The following is a 20,325-nucleotide window of genomic DNA, read 5'->3' as shown; positions in this document are numbered from 1 at the left end:
TCTCTTTTCAGTGCGTGTTGTCGGCGACCCCGGCAAGGGCGCGCGCAAAGTCCTGGGCAGCGAAGGGCTGCAAATCGTCTTCTCCTTCGCCAATGCCGATGGCATGCACCGGCAGGGCGAAGCGATCCGCGATGGCGACCAGGACGCCGCCTCTGGCGGTGCCGTCGAGCTTGGTCATGACAAGGCCGGTGACGTGGCAGGTCTTGCCGAATATTTCCACCTGATTAAGCGCGTTCTGCCCGGTGGTCGCATCCAGAACCAGAAGGCAGGAATGGGGCGCTTCCGGGTCCATCTTATGGAGAACGCGCAGGATCTTTTCCAGTTCCGCCATCAGGTTCGATTTGTTCTGAAGGCGGCCCGCCGTATCAATCAGCAAGAGATCGACGTCTTCCGCTTTCGCTTTTGCGAAGGCGTCATAGGCCAGCCCGGCGGCATCGCCCCCGACCTTGGTGGTCATCACTTCCGCGCCGGTGCGCTGACCCCAGATTTGCAGCTGTTCAACCGCCGCCGCGCGAAAGGTATCCCCCGCCGCCAGCATGACTTTCTTGCCTGCACTACTGTATTGTTTGGCAAATTTGCCGATGGTGGTCGTCTTGCCGGACCCGTTGACGCCGACGACCAGCACGACATGAGGCTTGCGTCCTTCATCAAGGGTGAAGGGTTGCGCGACAGGTTCCAGAATAGCGGTGACCTCATCGGCGAGCGCGCGGCGGATTTCGTCGGGCTCAATTTCCTTGTCATAGCGGTTGCGGGCGATGTTGGCGGCGATCCGGGCGGCGGTTGTCACCCCGAGATCGGCACTGATCAGCAGATCTTCCAGCTCCTCGATCACATCGTCATCGAGCTTGCGCTTGGTGAAGATGTCCGTAATCCCGCCTGAGATGGCGGAGGAAGAACGTTTCAGCCCGTCACGCAGGCGGCTGAACCAGCCTTTTTTCTCTTTCGTTTCACTCATGCAACATTCGCCTCGACCCGCGGGCGAGCATACAGTTTTTTCCCGTCCGTGCCGGATATGATCACCGGGATTATCGCGCCGCCCGTTGAGGTGAAGGCAAATTCGACCGGCGCATAATGTGTGGTGCGCCCCGTCGTTTCATTCTCCACCAGAACCTGCTGTTCTGTCCCGACAAGTGTGTTCAGGAAGCGCGCGAGATTGCGATCTCCGGCTTCGCGCAGTGCCGCAGCGCGGATTTTGCGCAAATCCCCCGGTACCTGGGGCATTTTGGCGGCGGGGGTGCCGGGCCGCGCCGAATAGGGGAACACATGCATATAGGCAATGTCACATTCTTCAACGAGGCGCAGGCTATTGGCCGCCATCTCGTCCGTTTCCGTCGGGAAACCGGCGATGATGTCCGCGCCGAAGACAACATCCGGACGCAGGCGCCGGGCCTTCTCGACGAAGGCGTAAACATCCGCGCGAAGGTGACGCCGCTTCATTCTTTTCAGCACCATGTCATCGCCCGCCTGCAAACTGATATGCAGATGCGGCATCAGGCGCGGTTCCTTTTCAATCAGCCGCCATAGATCGTCATCCACTTCCACCGGATCGAGGGACGAGAGGCGCAGCCGCTCGATCTCTGGCACGGCCGCGAGCAGGCGACGACACATCTGGCCAAGGGTCGGCTGGCCCGGCAGATCTTCCCCATAGGCCGTGATGTCAACGCCGGTGAGGACGAATTCCTTATAGCCGTTCCGGGTGAGGGAGCGGGCCTGATCAACGATTGCGCCGAGCGGCACGGACCGGCTGTTGCCGCGGCCATAGGGGATAATGCAGAAGGTGCAGCGGTGATTGCAGCCGTTCTGGATCTGCAGGAAGGCGCGGGCGCGGCCATCGAACCCTTCGATGAGGTGCCCGGCGGTTTCCTCCGCAGACATGATGTCGTTGACCTGAACCCGTTCCGTATTATTCAGATCGAAAGCCGTTGGTTCCAGCTTTTCCATATTGCCGAGAACCTGATCCACCTCCGGCATTTTGGTGAATTGATCGGGGTTTGTCTGGGCGGCGCAGCCGGTAACGATAATCCGGGCATCGGGGTTTTCGCGTTTTGCGCGGCGAACGGCCTGCCGCGCCTGCCGCTCGGCTTCCTTGGTGACGGCGCAGCTGTTGATGATGACAGCATTGGTCATGCCGGCCGAGATGGCATGGCCGCGCATCACCTCTGATTCATAGGTATTGAGGCGACAGCCGAAGGTGATGATCTCCGGTGAGGCGAGGGGCTTGCTCTCTCCCATCAGGCGGCCCCTTTCAGCAGGGCGTCATCCAGAACGCCGTGATAGGACGTGGCAACCGGTCCGCCCATCAGGACATGGCTGTTTGCTTCAATGCTGAGATCAAGCGGACCGCCATTCAGATGCAGACGGGCTGCATTGCCTGCAAGGCCACGGAGATTAAGGGCAACCATAGTCGCGCAGGCAGCAGACCCGCAGGCGAGCGTGATGCCGACCCCCCGTTCCCAGACCCGAAGGCGAAAATCGCCATTCGGCATTTTGCTGGCAACACTGATATTGGCTTTTCTCGGAAAGATCGGATCGGTTTCCGCCATCGGCCCCCATTTTTCAAGATCGACGCTGTCCGCATCCTCAACGAAAAAGACAGCATGGGGATTGCCCATATTGACGGCAACCGGATCACTGAGCGGGCCAATGGTGAGATTGACATGCGCCGTATCCTCGGGGCGGGCGAGGGGGATGTCCTGCCAGCCAAGCTTCGGCGCACCCATGTCGATAATGATATGGCGGCGATCCAGGCTGGTTCCGCTCAGCAGTCCGGCCCGTGTCTCGATCAGGACATCATTGCGGTCCGCCTCTTCCATCAGCAGATAGGCAACGCAGCGGGTGGCGTTGCCGCAGGCCTCGGCCTCGCTGCCATCCGAATTGTAGATCCGCATGAAGATATCGGCGGGACCTGTTGTCGGCTCCATCACGATAAGCTGGTCATAACCGACCCCGCGATGCCTGTCGCCAATGGCGCGCAGCGATGCCGGGGCAAGGTCCGGCAGGCGCGTCCGGCCGTCAATGATCACGAAGTCATTGCCAAGGCCGTGCATCTTGATGAAGGGTATCTGTTCCATACCTCGCGATATAGGCGTTTCGGCGGCTCCGGTCCAGAAGATTTATATGTGTTAGTGGCGGTTCTGCTTGACTTATGCCGGGGGCTGTGGCTAATTCCCCCTCATCACGGCAATTGAGTCGCACATAGAAGTACCCAAGATGGTATCCGCCAGCCCGCGAGTTTTCGCGCCCTGGCGTTTTTTGCGTTGTGTGATTTGGCGGCCGGGATCAGGAATTTGAACCGGATTTTGAACGGGCCTTGACCATATGTTCGAAAATTTGACAGGCAGACTGGGCGATGTTTTAGGTCGTCTCACCAAGCGCGGCGCGCTGACCGAGGCGGATGTCTCGGAAGCCCTGCGTGAAGTGCGCGTCGCCCTGCTTGAGGCGGATGTGGCCCTGCCTGTTGTCAAAAGCTTCATCAAGAGGGTCAAGACCAAGGCAGTCGGAACCGAGGTTCTGAAGTCCGTCAATCCGGCGCAGATGGTCATCAAGGTCGTCCACGATCAACTGGTTGAGATGCTGGGTTCCGAGCAGCAGGAACTCAATCTCGTCGCCGTGCCGCCGGTCGTTTACATGATGGTCGGCCTCCAGGGTTCGGGTAAAACCACCTCGACCGCGAAGATCGCCAAATGGCTGACGGATAAAAAAGACAAGAAAGTCCTGATGGCCTCGCTTGACGTGCGCCGTCCGGCCGCGCAGGAGCAGCTCAAGATCCTCGGGGAGCAGACCGGCATTGCGACGCTTCCCATTATCGCCGGACAGATGCCGGTCGATATAGCCAAGCGGGCCCTGCAGTCGGCCAGGCTACAGGGCGCCGATGTCGTGATGCTGGACACGGCGGGCCGTTTGCATGTGGACGAATCCCTGATGGCGGAGATGCAGGCCGTTCATCGGGAAACGTCGCCGACGGAAACGCTCCTTGTGGTTGACAGCCTGACCGGTCAGGACGCTGTTAATGTCGCGGAACAGTTCAAGTCCCGTGTCGATGTGACCGGTATCGTCATGACGCGTATTGACGGCGATGGCCGTGGCGGTGCGGCGCTTTCCATGCGCGAAGTCACCGGCTGCCCCATCAAGCTGCTTGGTACCGGTGAGAAGATTGATGCGCTGGAAGCGTTCCATCCGGATCGTATCGCCAACCGTATTCTCGGCATGGGCGATATCGTTTCGCTGGTCGAAAAGGCGGCGGAGACAATCGAGAAGGACGCGGCAGAGAAGCTTGCCCTCAAAATGCAGAAGGGCAATTTCGATCTCGACGATCTTGCAAGCCAGCTCCGCCAGATGCGCAAGATGGGCGGCATGAGCAGCCTGGTCGGCATGCTGCCGGGCATCGGCAAGATGAAGAAGCAGCTGGATTCCGCCAACCTTGATGACCGTCTTCTGGTCCGTCAGGAGGCGATGATCCAGTCCATGACGCCGAAAGAGCGCCGAAATCCTCAGATCATTGCCGCCTCCCGCAAGAAACGCATTGCGGCAGGCTCCGGCATGACTGTTCAGGATGTCAACCGTCTGCTGAAACAGCACAAGCAGATGGCCGACATGATGAAAAAAGTGAAAAAACTGGGAAAGAAGGGCATTGCCCGTGGGGGTATGCAGGGCCTTCTTCCTCCCGGAATGAAGTTTTAATCGAAATCTAGTCTGTTAAAGGAAAGAACCTATTATGGCACTTAAAATTCGCCTTACTCGTCAGGGTGCGAAAAAGCGTCCCTTCTACCGCGTCGTTGTTGCAGAAGCCAGCAGCCCGCGCGATGGACGGTATATTGAGCGGCTCGGAACCTATAACCCGATGCTGCCGAAAGATCATGCGGAACGTGTGGCGCTCAACGCAGAGCGTATCCAGCACTGGATTGGCAATGGCGCCAAGGCGACGGACCGTGTTGCCCGCCTGATGGCGACGGCAGGGCTGAGCGAGACGCCTCAGCGCAACAACCCGCAGAAAGCAAAACCGAAAGCAAAGGCGCAGGAGCGTCTGCGCGAGCAGGAAGAGGCTCGCAAGGCGGCTGAGGAAGCTGCTGCAGAAGCCGCCGCCGCCGAAAAGGAAGCAGCGGAAGCTCCTGCTGAAGAAGCTCCGGCGGAAGAAGCAGAACAGCCATCTGAGGCGTGAAGGTAAGGAGCCGTGCCAGAGGCGGACATGTTGCTGCTGGGCGTGATCGTCGGGGCAAAGGGCATCAAGGGCGAGGTGAAGATCAAAAGCTTCACCGAAGCCCCGGAGGATATCGCCGCCTACGGCCCCTTGCAGGACGCGTCCGGAAAGACGACATTTGATATTAAGGTCGTTGGGCTCAGCAAAGGTTTGCCGGTGGTGCGGATTGCGGGTATATCAGATCGCAATGCGGCGGAAGCCCTGAAGGGTACAGAGCTTTTTGTTGCCCGGGAACGGTTGCCCGAGACGGAAGACGCGGAAGAATACTATCATGCGGACCTGATCGGCCTGTCGGTATTCTTCAAGGAGGGAACGAAATTCGGCACGGTGCTGCGTCTTTTTGACTTTGGCGCCGGGGATATGCTGGAAATCGTTCCGCAAGGAAAAGGCGCCAGGGAGGCGGTACTGCTTCCCTTTACCGCCGAGATGGTGCCGGAGGTGGATGTCGCCGGTGGCCGGATGGTGATTGATCCGGGGGAGGATTTCTTTGTCGTCCCCAACCGGTCGGAAGAAACCTCCGGTGAATGACGCTGGATAGAAAACGGGATGAGGAACGCAGATGGTGTGGACAGCCCATATCCTGAGCCTTTTCCCGGAAATGTTTCCGGGGCCGCTCGGATGCAGTCTGGCGGGCAAGGGGCTGGAGCGGGGCGACTGGGCAATGACGGTCACGGATATCCGTGATTACGCCATGGACCGGCACCGCACCGTGGATGACAGCCCGTTTGGCGGTGGCGCCGGGATGGTGATGCGGCCCGATGTTGTGGGTGCGGCCATTGATGCGGCGCGCAAGGGCAGTGATGGGGTCACGAAAGTGGTCTATTTCAGCCCGCGGGGGCGGGTGATGGATCAGGCTCTCATTCGGGAGCTGGCCGAAGGGCCGGGGGCGATCCTGCTCTGCGGACGCTTCGAAGGGGTGGATCAGCGCGTGCTGGACGCTCGCGATGTGGAAGAGGTCAGTCTGGGTGACTTCATCCTGTCGGGAGGCGAGATAGCGGCGCTGGCCCTGATGGATGCGGTGGTGCGATTGCTGCCCGGTGTGACGGGAAACAGCGCATCGCTGGAGGAAGAAAGTTTTGCGGACGGGTTATTGGAATATTCCCACTATACCCGCCCGCCGGTCTGGGAAGGCCGATCGGTTCCGGAGGTTCTGCTCTCGGGCCATCATGAGAAGATCAGGGAGTGGCGGCAGCGCCAGTCCGAAGAATTGACGAAGGAACGAAGGCGGGACCTGTGGGACCGTCGCAAAGGTAATTTTTGAGAAAAGGGTGACACCAATGAATATGGTTGAAAAGCTTGAGCAGGAGCAGATTGAGAAGCTGACGGCGGAACGTCCTGTTCCCGAGTTTCGTCCCGGCGACACCGTCCGGGTTCATGTGAAGGTTGTTGAAGGCGCACGTGAGCGTGTTCAGGCCTTCGAAGGCATCTGCATTGCGCGTAACGGCGGTGGTATCAATGCCAACTTCACGGTCCGCAAGATTTCCTACGGTGAAGGGGTTGAGCGTATCTTCCCGCTCTATTCGCCGCGGATCGACCGCATCGAACTGGTGCGTCAGGGCGTGGTTCGCCGTGCGAAGCTCTATTACCTGCGCGAACTGCGCGGCAAGAAGGCCCGTATTCGCGAGCGTCGTGAAGACCGTTATGCGGAAAAGGGCGGCGAATAAATCGCTCGCAGATCTGCGTGGGAGTATACGCGGGAATTGAATGACAAGAATAACTGACGATTGATGAGGATGGAAAATGGGAAAGCCTAGAACCTTGTATGACAAAATCTGGGATAGTCATGTTGTCGATAAACTGCAGGATGACGCCTATATTCTATACATTGATCGTCATCTTGTTCATGAAGTAACCAGCCCGCAGGCCTTCGAAGGATTGCGCACCAGCGGCCGCAAGGTGCGCCGTGCCGAAGCAACCTTTGCCGTCGCCGACCATAACGTGCCGACCAAGGATATTGAAAAAGGCATTACCGATCCCGAAAGCCGTTTGCAGGTGGAAACACTTGAAGCCAACACGGCCGAATTTGGTGTGCCTTACTTTTCCATGACCGATGACCGGCGCGGGATCGTGCATATCATCGGCCCGGAACAGGGGCTCACCTTGCCGGGCATGACCATTGTTTGTGGCGATTCCCATACCTCCACCCATGGCGCCTTCGGATCGCTCGCCCATGGCATCGGCACGTCCGAGGTTGAGCATGTGCTGGCAACGCAGACGCTGGTGCAGGAAAAAGCGAAAAACATGCGGGTGACGGTGAAAGGGGATGCCCCTTTCGGCGTGACGGCAAAGGATATCGCCCTCGCGATCATTGGCAAGATCGGCACCGCAGGGGGCACCGGCCATGTGATTGAATATACCGGCGAGGCGGTGCGTGCCCTTTCCATGGAAGGGCGGATGACCCTTTGTAACATGACCATCGAGGCAGGCGCCCGTGCTGGACTTGTCGCACCGGATGAGACGACTTTCGAATATATCAAAGGTCGACCCTATGCGCCCAAGGGGGCGGTCTATGAGCAGGCAGTTGCCTATTGGAAGACGCTGAAGACCGACGAAGGTGCGCATTTTGACAAGGAAGTCGAGATCGACGCCAGCGAACTGATCCCCTACGTCACCTGGGGCACGAGCCCGGAGGATGCCCTGCCGATCAACGGCCATGTCCCGGCGCCCTCCGATTTTGCCGACGCAGGCAAGCGCAGCGCGGCGGAGCGGGCCCTGAAATATATGGGGCTGACGGCAGGCATGAAGCTCGCCGATATCGAGGTGGATCATGTCTTCATCGGCTCCTGCACCAATGGCCGGATTGAAGACCTGCGCGCCGTTGCCAAGATTGTCGAAGGCCGCAAGGTGAAGGATACCGTGAATGCCATCATCGTGCCGGGCTCGGGCCTTGTGAAATTGCAGGCGGAGGCCGAAGGTCTCGACAAGATATTCGAGGCGGCGGGTTTCGAATGGCGGCAGCCCGGCTGCTCCATGTGCCTTGCCATGAATGCGGACAAGCTGAATGAAGGCGATCGTTGCGCCTCCACGTCCAACCGTAACTTCGAAGGGCGGCAGGGCCGCGGCGGACGTACGCATCTGGTCAGCCCGGCAATGGCGGCAGCGGCAGCAGTGACCGGCCATCTGACGGACGTGCGTGACTTGTACAAGGGGAACTGATAATGGAAAAATTCAATAAGCTGACGGCTGTGGCCGCCCCCATGCCGCTTGTCAATATCGACACGGACATGATCATCCCCAAACAGTATCTGAAAACCATCCAGCGGGCCGGTCTCGGCAAGAATCTGTTTGCCGAAATGCGGTATGACAATGATGGCAACGAGGTTGAGGATTTTGTTCTCAATCAGTCGGCGTACCGCAACGCGGAAATTCTGGTGGCGGGCGATAATTTTGGCTGCGGTTCCAGCCGCGAGCACGCCCCATGGGCGCTGCTTGACTTCGGCATTCGCTGCGTCATTTCCACCAGCTTCGCGGATATTTTCTACAATAACTGCTTCCGTAACGGCATCCTGCCGATTGAAGTGTCGCAGGAAGATCTGGGCAAGTTGATGGAAGATGCGTCGCGGGGCGCCAATGCGACCATTTCAGTCGATCTGGAAGCACAGGAAATCAGAGGGCCAGATGGCGGTGTGATCAAATTCGAAATCGACCAGTTCAACAAGCAGTGCCTGCTGGAAGGTCTCGATGAAATCGGCTTGACCCTGCGTAAGGAAAACAAGGTTGAGGAGTTTGAAACTTCCCGCAAGCTCACCCAGCCCTGGCTCTAAATTCTGCTCCGGAAAATAAGAAAGTTAGCAAAATGGCATCAAACAAATCCCTGTTGATCCTGCCCGGTGACGGCATTGGCCCCGAAGCAATGGGCGAGGTCCGCCGTATCGTCGACTGGATGGAACAGAACCGCGCTGTCTCATTTGATATTGATGAAGACCTGGTTGGCGGCAGCTCCATTGACAAGCACGGCGTGCCGGTCACCGATGAAGTGGTGGCAAAGGCGCAGAATGTAGATGCGGTCCTGCTGGGCGCCGTTGGCGGCCCGAAATGGGATAATCTTGATTTTTCCATTAAGCCGGAGCGCGGCCTTTTGCGTCTTCGCAAGGATCTGGAACTGTTCGCCAATCTCCGCCCGGCGGTGTGCTTTGATGCGCTGGTCGATGCGTCCAGCCTGAAGCCGGAGCTGGTCAGTGGCCTCGACATCATGATCGTACGTGAGCTGACCGGGGGCGTCTATTTCGGGGAACCGCGCGGTATTGAAGATCTGGGCAATGGCATCCGTCGCGGGGTGAACACGCAGGTGTATACAACGCCGGAAATCCAGCGCGTCGCCCGTGTTGCATTCGAGCTTGCAAAGAAGCGGAATAACCGCGTTTGTTCCAGCGAGAAGGCCAATGTCATGGAATCGGGCGTCCTCTGGCGCGAAGAGGTTCAGAAAATTCACGATACGGAATTCCCGGAAGTGGAGCTGAGCCATATGTATGCGGACGCTGCCGCGATGGAACTTGTCCGCAAGCCCAAACAGTTTGACGTCATTGTTACCGATAACCTGTTCGGTGACATTCTGTCTGACTGCGCGGCGATGCTGACCGGTTCGCTCGGCATGCTGCCTTCCGCCTCTCTCGGCGATGTCGATGAGACGGGGCGGCGCAAAGCACTTTATGAGCCGGTTCATGGCTCGGCCCCGGATATTGCCGGAAAAGGCATTGCCAACCCGATTGCCACCATCCTCTCCTACGGCATGGCGTTGCGTTATAGCTTCGATATGGGCGCCGAGGCGGACCTTGTTGAAGGCGCCGTGCAGAAAGTACTTGCAAGTGGCATTCGGACTGGCGATATCATGTCTAAGGGCATGACGCAGGTATCAACCCAGGAAATGGGGGATGCCATTCTCCGGGAGCTGGACAAGGCCAACGGGTAATCTCTGCGGATTGCACGATTGACTTAACCCCTGCTGCGAAAGTGGCGGGAAACGGAAAGATAAGGATTATGGGATACAGAGTTGCGGTAGTCGGCGCCACCGGGAATGTGGGCCGCGAAATGCTGAATATTTTGCATGAAAGACAGTTTCCGGTGACGGAAGTTATCGCGCTCGCGTCGAAACGTTCCGTCGGGCGCGAGGTTGCCTTTGGTGATAAAAAGCTGAAGGTCAAAGCTCTGGATGATTTCAACTTCACAGGGACAGATTTCGCTCTTTTCTCTGCGGGCGGTTCCGTTGCGGCCAAATTTGCGCCTATCGCGGCGGCGCAGGGATGCATTGTCATTGATAATTCCTCCCACTTCCGCATGGACCCGGATGTGCCGCTGGTCGTGCCGGAAGTGAACGCGGCGGCGGCGGCGGGATATACGAAGAAGAATATCATCGCCAATCCGAACTGTTCCACGGCGCAGCTTGTTGTGGCGCTGAAGCCGCTGCATGACGTGGCGACAATCAAACGCGTTGTAGTCTCGACCTATCAGTCGACCTCCGGCGCCGGTAATGAGGCAATGGATGAGCTGTTTACCCAGACCAAGGGTATTTATGTGAATGATACGCCGACGCCGGAAAAATTCACCAAGCAGATTGCGTTTAACGTGATTCCGCATATCGACGTCTTCATGGATGATCGTTACACCAAGGAAGAATGGAAGATGATGGTCGAAACAAAGAAGATTGTTGACCCCGCCATCAAGCTGACAGCAACCTGCGTGCGGGTGCCGACCTTTGTTGGCCATGCGGAAAGCGTGAATATTGAATTTGAACGAGAGCTTTCGGCAGATCGGGCCCGGGAAATTCTTCGTGAATCGCCGGGGATCATGGTTGTCGATAACCCGGAAGAGAATGGCTATATCACGCCCGTCGAATGTGTCGGCGATTATGCGACCTTTATCTCGCGTGTCCGCGATGATGCGACGATTGAAAATGGCATCAATCTCTGGTGCGTGTCGGACAATCTCCGTAAGGGGGCCGCGCTCAACACGGTGCAGATTGCAGAGCTGGTCGGGCGGGAATATCTGAAAAAAGCCGCCTGATCCAAGACAGCATGAAGAAATACCAGGCCGGAGAGTGGGAAGACCCCTCTCCGGCTTGTTCGTTTTCAGATGGTGCCCTAACTTGTATCGGGTGGACCAGTTCTGTCATGGGGCAATCGGGAGGGGATATTATGAGATGCAGCATTATCAAGATCGTGAGTGCCGGTATCAGTATGATGCTGCTGTTCCTTCTGGGCCTATCAAGCGCGTTGGCGGCAGATCGATATGTCAATCCGGCCAGCCAGACTGAGGGGGATGGCAGCCGCGAGGCACCCTGGCGTGATTTGCAAAGGGTTGTGGATCGAAAACTGATCAATTCGGGTGACAGGGTGATACTTGCTGGCGGGTCTTATGGCCGGTTGCATATAAAGGGCCTTGATTTTCCCGAGCGGACAATCCTTGAAGCCGCAGGGGATGATCAGCCGGTTTTTGAAATGATTGAAATTCTTCGCAGTCGGAATCTCGTTCTGAAAGGGCTGACCGTTACATCAGGCGGGCGAGCAAGGCCAGAAGATCGGTCCCATATCAGAATTGATAAGCACTCACGCGATATCGTGATCTCAGATTCCCGCATTTTTACAGTTGAAGATGCATCAGGCTGGACCGCAGCCGACTGGGATGAAAAGTCGATGGACGGCATTCTCTCCGAAGCAGAATTCACGGAAGCGCGTAATAACCTTATACGTAATGTCAGGTTTGGGATTGCTGTTCATGGAAACAATAGTGTTGTCATTGGCAATGAAGTGGTGAATTTCGCCGGTGACGGGCTTCGCGGTCTTGGCGATTACAGTCTGTTTGAAGATAATGTCGTCAAGAATTGTTACCAGGTTAATAGCAACCATGCGGATGGATTTCAGTCCTGGTCAGTCGGCCCAGATGGAAAACCGGCAACTGGTGTGATCCGGGGAGTGACGCTCCGCCGGAATTTGATCCTGAATTATGAAGACTTTCACCAACCTTACGTTTGCAAGTTACAGGGGATTGGCCTTTTCGGCGGCGTTTACGAAGACTGGACCATCGAGAATAATATCGTAGTTGTGAATAACTGGCATGGGATTACCGCCTATGGCTTACGTGCAAGCCGGATTGTGAACAACACGGTTGTGGAGATTGATTTTTCGCCACCCGGCCCCGCCGCGATAAATATAATTTCCGATACAGACGGTATTCCGGAAATGAAAAACATGCTGATCAACAATATCGCCCCAAGATATAGTATTGAGGGTGAGGGTGTTGAAAGCACCGGAAATCTTGAGGTCGATGACTTTGATGAGGTCTTTGTGGATATGGATAAGGGAGACTATCGGCTGCCCGATGACAGCGATGCCATAGATGCGGGGGTTGAGGTTCAAAATATGACCCAGGACTATTTCGGCAACCCGCGGTCTGTAGGGAAAGCTATGGATGCCGGCGCTGTGGAGCGGCAAAACTGACGTTGCACCGCCGATAGACGGAAAACTGCCGTTATATATGTCCCTTTTCATTGCGTCGCAGCAAAAACTTATTATGATGCGGCAGCATTTTCAATTCGCTGCAGACAATCGAAAAGGGCATCACGCCCGAGGGATAAATCATGACAAAAAACATCCGCCCCCGCCGTTCCGTTCTGTATATGCCGGGTTCCAACGCCCGGGCGCAGGAAAAAGCGAGGAGCTTGGCTGCTGATGCGCTCATTCTCGACCTTGAAGATGCCGTTGCGCCGGACGCCAAGGTGGAGGCGCGCGGGATCGTCTGCGCCAATGCCGCATCGGGAGAATATGGCAAACGGGAAATCATCATCCGGGTGAATGGTCTGGATACCCCCTGGGGCAAGGATGACATTATTGCCGCATCAAAGGCCGGGCCTGATGCGATCCTGCTGCCGAAGGTCGAAAGCGCGGCGCAGGTCCATGAGATGGAAAAAATCATGAAAGAGGCTGGCGCGCCTTCAAAAACGACCATCTGGTGCATGATGGAGACTCCGCTCGGTATCCTGAAAGCGGAAGAGATTGCGGGTGCGAGCCCGCTGGTGGATTGCTTTGTGATGGGGACGTCGGATCTTGTGAAGGAGCTTCAGGCCCAGCATACGCCGATGCGTCTACCGGTCATCACCTCACTGGGTATTTGTCTTCTCGCCGGTCGTGCCTATGGGCTGACGGTTCTGGATGGCGTTTATCTCGATCTCGGGGATGAGGAAGGCTATCATGCCGCCTGCGTGCAGGGGCTGGAGCTTGGTTTTGACGGCAAGACACTGATCCATCCGAAGCAGCTTGCCTCCGCCAATGAAGTTTTCGCCCCTTCCGAAGAGGAAGTGGTGCTTTCCCGCCGGATTATCGAGGCATTTGAGGCCGCCCAGAAAGAGGGCAAGGGTGTTGTGTTGGTCGATGGCAAGTTGATCGAAAATCTGCATGTGGACATCGCCAAGGCGAAGGTTGCCATGGCCGATGCCATTGCTGCCGCTGCTGAATAAGGAGCGAGAAAATGAGCAAAACCAATCCCGGAAATTATTTTGAAGATTTCAAGGTCGGGCAGGTGCTGGACCATGCAACGCCCCGGACGATTACGGAAGGCGATGTTTCCCTCTACACGGCGCTTTATGGCAGTCGCTTTGCGTTGCAGTCTGCCGACAGCTTCGCCATGGATTGCGGTCTTGAGGCGGCGCCGATTGATGACTTGCTGGTCTTTCATATTGTGTTCGGCAAGACGGTGCCGGATATTTCGCTGAATGCTGTTGCCAATCTCGGCTATGCGGATGTGCAGTTCAAGTCGCCTGTCTTTCCGGGCGATACGGTGAAGACCAGCTCGACGGTTATCGGCCTCAAGGAAAATTCCAACGGCAAGACAGGCGTTGTTTATGTCCGCTCCATCGGAACCAACCAGATGGGGGCCATCGTACTTGATTATGTCCGTTGGGTGATGGTGCACAAGAAGGATCATAATGCTCCTGCGCCGGAGGAAGTGGTGCCGGATCTGCCTGCCCGCGTTGATCCTGCCGTGCTTTCGGTGCCCGAAGGCCTCGACTTCTCCGATTATAATGCGACGCTTGCCGGCTCCCCCCATTATTTTGAGGATTACGAAGTCGGGGAAAAGATCGACCATGTGGACGGCATGACCATTGAGGAAGCCGAACATATGATGGCGACGCGGCTGTACCAGAATACCGCCAAGGTCCATTTTAATCAGGACCAGATGAAGGATGACCGTTTCGGTCGCCGCCTGATCTATGGCGGGCATATTATCAGTCTTGCGCGGGCGCTTTCTTTCAACGGTTTGGCCAATGCCCAGCTTGTGGCGGCCATCAATGGAGGCTCGCACACTGCGCCGACGTTTGCCGGTCACACCATCTATGCTTGGAGTGAAGTTCTGGAAAAAGCTGATCTTGCCGATAATGCAACGGCGGGCGCGCTTCGTATCCGCACGCTGGCGACAAAGGACAAGCCCTGCAACAGTTACCCGGACAAGCTGGAAGACGGCAAGCGCGATCCGTCCGTCGTACTGGACCTTGATTATTGGGTGATCTTGCCAAAAAGACCGAACGGGGTGTAAAAAGCGTACAGCTCTATTGACTTGCCAAAGAGGAGGCTTAAACTCCTCGGTTAAAATTAGAATAATTATGGAAAATTATCATCGAGAAAGATTTCCTCATGGCGAAAATTGAAAGACCGCTCTCGCCGCATCTGCAAATTTACAAACCGCAGATCACGATGGTGACCTCAATCACCCATCGGGCAACGGGCATCGCGCTTGGAGTGGGAACCTTGTTGCTGGCCTGGTGGCTGATTGCGATTGCCAGCGGGCCGGAGGCTTACGCCACCGTCAGCGCCTTTATCTCCTCCTGGTTTGGACAGATTATCCTTTTCGGATTTACCTGGTCGCTGTTCTATCATCTTTGCAATGGTATCCGGCATCTGTTCTGGGATGCAGGTAAGGGGTTTGAACTGCCAACCATGCGCAAATCGGGCATGACCGCCATCATCGCTTCCGTGGTGTTGACGTTGCTCACCTGGATTGTCGCCTACGCAATGGGAGCCTGAGCCATGGGAATGAGAGCCCCTCTTAAGAATGTTCGCGGACTTGGCTCCGCCAAGGAAGGCACAACGCACTGGTGGCATCAGAAGGTGACGGCGGTGGCCATGATCCCGCTGTTCGTGATCGGCCTCGCCTATGTCATCTGTCTTGTCGGCGCGGATTATGCGACGGTCTACAATACGCTCAGCCGCCCGTTCGCATCGCTGGTGTTGTTGCTGATGATTGCGGCAACTTTCTATCACCTCAAGCTCGGCCTTCAGGTGGTGATTGAAGATTATATCCATACGGAAAGCACCAAGTTCATTCTCTTGCTGCTCAACAGTTTTGTCTGCGCGGTCGTTGGTCTGGCCGCGGCGCTTGCTGTACTGAAGCTTGCGCTCGGGGGTTAAAGTAACAAGATGTCAGAAGCCTATCCAATAATCGAACATAAATATGACGTGGTTGTCGTCGGTGCGGGCGGCGCGGGCTTGCGCGCGACCATGGGCATGGCGGCGGCCGGACTGAAAACGGCGGCGGTCACCAAGGTGTTTCCGACCCGCAGCCATACCGTGGCGGCGCAGGGCGGTATCTCCGCCTCCCTCGGCAATATGGGGGAAGATAACTGGCAGTGGCATATGTTTGACACCGTCAAGGGGTCCGACTGGCTCGGCGATCAGGATGCCATTGAATATATGTGCCGTGAAGCGCCCGCCGCCGTGCTGGAGCTGGAGCAATTCGGTATGCCATTCAGCCGTACGGAAGAAGGCAAGATTTATCAGCGTGCGTTTGGTGGGATGACGACCCAGTTCGGCGACGGCCCGGCGGCCCAGCGGACCTGCGCGGCCGCCGACCGGACGGGCCACGCCATGTTGCATACGCTCTACAGCCAGAGCCTGAAGCACGACACCCAGTTCTTCATCGAATATTTCGCGCTTGATCTGATCATGGACAAGGATGGTTCCTGCAAGGGTGTGCTGTGTCTCAGCCTTGAAGATGGGTCACTCCACCTCTTCCGCGCACATATGGTTGTGCTGGCGACAGGCGGTTTTGGCCGGGCCTATTTCAGCTGCACCTCCGCCCACACCTGCACCGGTGACGGGGGCGGCATGGTGCTGCGCGCCGGGCTCCCGCTTCAGGATATGGAATTTACGCAGTTCCATCCGACCGGGATTTATGGCGCGGGTTGCCTGATCACCGAAGGCGTCCGCGGGGAGGGCGGCTTTCTCGTGAATGGTGAAGGCGAACGTTTCATGGAGCGTTATGCGCCCCATGCGAAGGACCTTGCGAGCCGTGACGTTGTCAGCCGTTCCATGACGCTGGAAATTCGTGAGGGCCGCGGTGTTGGCCCGCGCAAGGATCATATCTATCTGCATCTGGATCATCTGGATCCAGCCATGATTGATGAGCGTCTGCCAGGTATTTCCGAAAGCGCCCGCATTTTTGCCGGTGTTGATGTTCATAAGGAGCCGATCCCGGTTCTGCCGACAGTGCATTACAATATGGGCGGTATTCCGACGAACTATCATGCGGAAGTGGTTGATCTGAAAGACGGCAATCCTGATGCAATCGTGCCCGGCCTGATGGCAGTCGGTGAGGCGGCCTGCGTTTCCGTTCATGGGGCGAACCGTCTGGGTTCCAACTCCCTGATCGACCTTGTGGTGTTTGGCCGTGCGGCCGCGCTCCGGGCCAAAGATATCATCAAGCCCGGTCAGGCGCATGCGCCGCTGCCGAAGGATGCCTGCGATGCGGCGCTGGGTCGTCTGGACGGCTTCCGCCATGCAAATGGCAGCCTGTCAACGGCGACCATCCGCGATAACATGCAGCGCGTGATGCAGGAAGACTGTGCCGTCTTCCGGACCAGCAAGTCTCTTGCCGAAGGCGTTGAGAAAATCAACAAGGTCTGGGAACAGATGCCGGAAATCAAGACAACGGACCGGTCACTGATTTGGAATTCGGACCTTGTGGAAACGCTGGAGCTGGATAACCTGATCCGTCAGGCTGTTGTCTCCATGACGGCGGCGGAAAACCGTAAAGAGAGCCGCGGCGCCCATGCGCATGAGGATTTTCCGGACCGGGATGACGAAAACTGGATGAAGCACACGCTCACCTATCACAGCGATGAGGGCGGAGTGAAAATCGATTACCGGCCGGTACATGATTATACGCTGACCGATGAAATTGCTTATATCAAACCAAAAGCGCGCGTTTACTAAGGGCGTTAGGGATGAAACATGGTTGAACTGACATTACCTAAAAATTCACGGGTTGGCACCGGCAAGACGCATACGAAACCGGATGGTGCAAAGAACCTGAAGACATTCAATGTCTACCGCTGGTCTCCCGATGATGACAAGAATCCGGCCATCGACACTTACTATGTGGATCTGGATACTTGTGGTCCAATGATCCTGGACGGTCTGATCAAGATCAAGAACGAGATTGATCCGACCCTGACGTTCCGCCGTTCCTGCCGTGAAGGCATCTGCGGCTCCTGCGCCATGAATATCAACGGAACGAACACACTGGCCTGCACGACGGGTATGGATGAGTTTAATGGCGACATTAACATCTATCCGTTGCCGCATCAGCCGGTGGTGAAGGATCTGGTCCCTGATCTCACCAATTTCTATGCGCAGTATGCGTCGATCCAGCCATGGCTGCAGGCCGAGACGCCGTCCCCGTCGAAGGAGCGGCTGCAATCCAAGGAGGATCGTGAAAAGCTGGATGGGCTTTACGAATGTATCCTTTGTGCCTGCTGTTCCACGTCCTGCCCGAGCTACTGGTGGAATTCGGACCGGTTCCTGGGTCCAGCCATCCTGCTTCAGGCCTACCGCTGGATCATCGACAGCCGCGATGAGCATACCGGGGAGCGTCTCGATAATCTGGAAGACCCGTTCCGCCTCTATCGCTGCCATACGATTATGAACTGCGCCAACACCTGTCCGAAGGGCCTGAACCCGGCCAAGGCGATTGCCGAGATCAAGAAGATGATGGTGGAACGGCGCTAGGCATAAGTGGTTCCCATAATTTGCGGAAACTGGCTCTTTCGGAGGGTCTCTTTTCAATCTAATCAAGGCCGCATGAGAATGCGGCCTTTTTTATCGGGAGAGCGCCATGTATGTACCGCCCCATTTTGCGGCGCCGGGCAAGGAAACCCTGATCCGGCTTTTGCCAACGGCGAGCTTTGCGACCCTTGTCTCGATAGGAGAGGAGGGGCGGCCTGTCGCGACCCATCTTCCGTTTTGTTATGACGAGACGCGGGGCGAGAATGGTACCCTGATCGCCCATATGGCACGGGCAAACCCGCATGGCAACATTCTGGAACGGGGCGAGGCGCTGGTTATCTTTCAGGGGCCGCATGTCTATATCTCGCCGAGCTATTATGCGACAGAAATCAACGTGCCAACATGGAATTATGTCGCGGTGCATGTCTATGGCAGACCCAAAATAATCGAAGATCCCGCTAAAGTTCGCCATTTGCTGGACAGGCTAACCCATGAAAATGAGAAAGACATGGAAAACCCCTGGCGCGCCGATCAACTGGATGACAGACGGCTAAAGGGCCTGATGCAAGGCATAATAGCTTTTGAAATTCCGCTGAGCCGGATTGAGGGGAAGGCCAAACTCGGACAAAATAAATCGGCGGTGGATCAGGCGGGAGTGGAAGAGGCGATCGGCCGGCTCTGGGGTTAGACGCAGCGCGTAAGAAGCGGTTCAGTTCTTGGCGGCATGGCCTTTCAGATACTCTTCCGATCGCATTTCCATCAGGCGTGAAACCGTGCGGGCAAATTCGAAGCTGCCGTCACCGGCTGTGTAAAGCTGTTCGGCCTCCACTTCGGCAGACATGACAAGGTTTGCCTTCGCCTCATAGAGAATATCCACCAGTGTGACGAAGCGTTTTGACTCATTCCGGCGGGCCGGGGTCAGACGCGGGACATGATCAAGGAAGATGGTATGAAAATGCTCCGTCAGGGTCAGGTAATCGGAGGCGCCAAGCGCCCGCGCGCAGAGTTCCTCGAAACGGAAGCGGGCAACGCCGCGGGCGGAGGTGCTCACCTCCAGCTTGCGGCCCTGCGTGACAAGCGTTTGCGGATTATTCTCGTAACCTTCGGTCATTTCAGCGTAGATACGATCCATTTCCGCGTTGGTGCGCGCGTCAAGGGGGCTGAAATAAACCGGCTGTTCGGCCAGCCGGTCGAGCCGGTAATCGCGACCGCCTGCCAGATGCAGGACATCAAGCTGCTCTTTCAGCAGGGCAATAAAAGGCAGGAAAAGCTGCCGGTTGAGCCCATCCTTGTACAGATCATCTGGCACCCGGTTGGAGGTGGCGACAACAACAACCCCCTGATCAAACAGTAGCTCAAATAACCGTCCAAGGATCATGGCATCGGCCACGTCCGTCACCTGAAATTCATCGAAACAGAGCAGCCAAGCGGATTCCATGATGGAGGCAGCAAGGGCAGATACCGGATCGTTATTACGCCCTTCCTGTTTTTGACGCTCGCGATGCATGAAGGCGTGGACTTCCAGCATGAAGGCATGAAAATGCACCCGGCGTTTCTGTTTCACCGGGGCAGTATCGAAGAAAAGATCCATCAGCATGGATTTTCCGCGCCCGACATCGCCATAGATATAGAGTCCCTGAGGCGGTTCCACGCGCGGCTTGCGGGCACCCAGACGGAAAATCTGGGTCCAGCGGGGGCTGGTTTGTGGATTATAGTCAATCAGGCGACGGTGCAGGGTTTGCAGCTTCTCGACCGCGAGCCGCTGTCCCGGATCATCCTGAATTTGCTTGTCTGCCAGCAGCTTGCGATAGGCTTCTTGGGGGCCGGTTGAATCATTCATGAATGCGCAAAGATCAGGTTCGAGAAGCGGATGGAGGTTATTTTACAATCTTTCGATCTGTATAGATACGAGGCCGGTCTGGCAATGATGAGGTTGAAAATTGATTCACTTTTTCAGCCGTCTTCTCTTTTATCGTGTTTCAAAAGGCTGTCAAATCGCCTTTGCGGCGGCGGGGCAATATTAATTACGACTAATTTTGGCTTTTGCGGAACCGAGGCTGTAAAAATTTGCCTGTAATTACATGCACGATCTTGCTCTTGCGTCTAAAAAGGGCTAGTACCCACAGTAATATTCAC

The 20,325-nt window shown here is 56.5% G+C and carries 21 protein-coding genes; 17 read left to right on the top strand and 4 right to left on the bottom strand.

Annotation, left to right across the window (positions count from 1 at the left end; all coding sequences use genetic code 11):
* Nucleotides 1-7: 7 nt before the first annotated feature.
* From ftsY to dapF, 3 genes are read right to left on the bottom strand one after another with little or no spacing between them, the layout of a single operon-like run.
* Nucleotides 8-955 (bottom strand): signal recognition particle-docking protein FtsY, encoded by a 948-nt coding sequence (gene ftsY, locus CMN55_RS07445; RefSeq protein ID WP_293949008.1) that lies wholly within the window; start codon nt 953-955, stop codon nt 8-10.
* Entirely contained in the window at nt 952-2,232 is a 1,281-nt protein-coding gene (gene mtaB, locus CMN55_RS07440) for a tRNA (N(6)-L-threonylcarbamoyladenosine(37)-C(2))-methylthiotransferase MtaB (RefSeq protein WP_293949006.1), read from the bottom strand. The genes ftsY and mtaB overlap by 4 nt, the downstream gene beginning before the upstream one ends.
* Complete coding sequence (dapF, locus tag CMN55_RS07435) at nt 2,232-3,071, bottom strand: diaminopimelate epimerase (RefSeq protein ID WP_293949004.1); 840 nt, start codon at nt 3,069-3,071, stop codon at nt 2,232-2,234. The genes mtaB and dapF overlap by 1 nt, the downstream gene beginning before the upstream one ends.
* 247 nt (nt 3,072-3,318) lie before the next feature.
* Here dapF and ffh point away from each other — a divergent pair, with 247 nt between their 5' ends.
* The 17 genes from ffh to CMN55_RS07350 all read left to right on the top strand — a co-directional run bounded on the left by ffh (nt 3,319) and on the right by CMN55_RS07350 (nt 18,877).
* Nucleotides 3,319-4,680 carry a signal recognition particle protein gene (gene ffh, locus CMN55_RS07430; RefSeq protein ID WP_293949002.1) on the top strand — a complete coding sequence of 454 codons (1,362 nt, stop codon included), beginning with the start codon at nt 3,319-3,321 and terminating at the stop codon, nt 4,678-4,680.
* Nucleotides 4,681-4,714: 34 nt separating this feature from the next.
* Nucleotides 4,715-5,158: a 30S ribosomal protein S16 gene (rpsP, locus tag CMN55_RS17115; protein ID WP_366931987.1), complete on the top strand. Its 444-nt coding sequence runs from the start codon at nt 4,715-4,717 to the stop codon at nt 5,156-5,158.
* Nucleotides 5,159-5,170: 12 nt separating this feature from the next.
* On the top strand, nt 5,171-5,725 hold the full coding sequence (gene rimM, locus CMN55_RS07420) for a ribosome maturation factor RimM (RefSeq protein WP_293949000.1): 555 nt from the start codon (nt 5,171-5,173) through the stop codon (nt 5,723-5,725).
* Between the two features lie 31 nt (nt 5,726-5,756).
* Entirely contained in the window at nt 5,757-6,458 is a 702-nt protein-coding gene (trmD, locus tag CMN55_RS07415) for a tRNA (guanosine(37)-N1)-methyltransferase TrmD (protein WP_293948998.1), read from the top strand.
* Between the two features lie 16 nt (nt 6,459-6,474).
* A complete protein-coding gene (gene rplS / locus CMN55_RS07410) occupies nt 6,475-6,861 on the top strand; it encodes a 50S ribosomal protein L19 (RefSeq protein ID WP_293948996.1) in 387 nt (128 codons plus the stop codon).
* Between the two features lie 76 nt (nt 6,862-6,937).
* Nucleotides 6,938-8,353, top strand: coding sequence for a 3-isopropylmalate dehydratase large subunit (leuC, locus tag CMN55_RS07405; RefSeq protein ID WP_293948994.1), 1,416 nt, complete (start codon nt 6,938-6,940; stop codon nt 8,351-8,353).
* A 2-nt stretch (nt 8,354-8,355) separates the two neighbouring features.
* Nucleotides 8,356-8,961, top strand: coding sequence for a 3-isopropylmalate dehydratase small subunit (leuD, locus tag CMN55_RS07400; protein WP_293948993.1), 606 nt, complete (start codon nt 8,356-8,358; stop codon nt 8,959-8,961).
* 32 nt (nt 8,962-8,993) lie between these two features.
* Nucleotides 8,994-10,106 carry a 3-isopropylmalate dehydrogenase gene (gene leuB, locus CMN55_RS07395; protein WP_293948991.1) on the top strand — a complete coding sequence of 371 codons (1,113 nt, stop codon included), beginning with the start codon at nt 8,994-8,996 and terminating at the stop codon, nt 10,104-10,106.
* A 68-nt stretch (nt 10,107-10,174) separates the two neighbouring features.
* The gene (locus CMN55_RS07390; protein WP_293948989.1) at nt 10,175-11,197 is read left to right on the top strand and encodes an aspartate-semialdehyde dehydrogenase; all 1,023 of its coding nucleotides are present in this window, start codon (nt 10,175-10,177) and stop codon (nt 11,195-11,197) included.
* An 11-nt stretch (nt 11,198-11,208) separates the two neighbouring features.
* Nucleotides 11,209-12,630 (top strand): right-handed parallel beta-helix repeat-containing protein, encoded by a 1,422-nt coding sequence (locus tag CMN55_RS07385; protein WP_293948987.1) that lies wholly within the window; start codon nt 11,209-11,211, stop codon nt 12,628-12,630.
* 140 nt (nt 12,631-12,770) lie between these two features.
* Nucleotides 12,771-13,646 carry an HpcH/HpaI aldolase/citrate lyase family protein gene (locus CMN55_RS07380; RefSeq protein ID WP_293948985.1) on the top strand — a complete coding sequence of 292 codons (876 nt, stop codon included), beginning with the start codon at nt 12,771-12,773 and terminating at the stop codon, nt 13,644-13,646.
* Nucleotides 13,647-13,657: 11 nt separating this feature from the next.
* Nucleotides 13,658-14,722 (top strand): MaoC family dehydratase, encoded by a 1,065-nt coding sequence (locus CMN55_RS07375; RefSeq protein ID WP_293948983.1) that lies wholly within the window; start codon nt 13,658-13,660, stop codon nt 14,720-14,722.
* Between the two features lie 98 nt (nt 14,723-14,820).
* Nucleotides 14,821-15,210, top strand: coding sequence for a succinate dehydrogenase, cytochrome b556 subunit (gene sdhC, locus CMN55_RS07370; RefSeq protein ID WP_293948981.1), 390 nt, complete (start codon nt 14,821-14,823; stop codon nt 15,208-15,210).
* Between the two features lie 3 nt (nt 15,211-15,213).
* Entirely contained in the window at nt 15,214-15,594 is a 381-nt protein-coding gene (gene sdhD, locus CMN55_RS07365) for a succinate dehydrogenase, hydrophobic membrane anchor protein (RefSeq protein WP_293948979.1), read from the top strand.
* A gap of 9 nt (nt 15,595-15,603) precedes the next feature.
* Nucleotides 15,604-17,397 carry a succinate dehydrogenase flavoprotein subunit gene (sdhA, locus tag CMN55_RS07360; RefSeq protein ID WP_293948977.1) on the top strand — a complete coding sequence of 598 codons (1,794 nt, stop codon included), beginning with the start codon at nt 15,604-15,606 and terminating at the stop codon, nt 17,395-17,397.
* 18 nt (nt 17,398-17,415) lie between these two features.
* Nucleotides 17,416-18,192 carry a succinate dehydrogenase iron-sulfur subunit gene (locus tag CMN55_RS07355; RefSeq protein ID WP_293948975.1) on the top strand — a complete coding sequence of 259 codons (777 nt, stop codon included), beginning with the start codon at nt 17,416-17,418 and terminating at the stop codon, nt 18,190-18,192.
* 106 nt (nt 18,193-18,298) lie between these two features.
* The gene (locus CMN55_RS07350; protein ID WP_293948973.1) at nt 18,299-18,877 is read left to right on the top strand and encodes an FMN-binding negative transcriptional regulator; all 579 of its coding nucleotides are present in this window, start codon (nt 18,299-18,301) and stop codon (nt 18,875-18,877) included.
* A gap of 21 nt (nt 18,878-18,898) precedes the next feature.
* Here CMN55_RS07350 and zapE read toward each other — a convergent pair whose 3' ends face one another.
* Nucleotides 18,899-20,029, bottom strand: coding sequence for a cell division protein ZapE (zapE, locus tag CMN55_RS07345; protein WP_293948971.1), 1,131 nt, complete (start codon nt 20,027-20,029; stop codon nt 18,899-18,901).
* Nucleotides 20,030-20,325: the final 296 nt, after the last annotated feature.

The sequence above is a fragment of the Sneathiella sp. genome, from assembly GCF_002694385.1.
In the GTDB taxonomy this organism is placed as follows: Bacteria; Pseudomonadota; Alphaproteobacteria; order Sneathiellales; family Sneathiellaceae; genus Sneathiella.
Note: the sequence above shows the minus strand (reverse complement) of the source record. Positions and strands in the feature narration are given on the sequence as shown.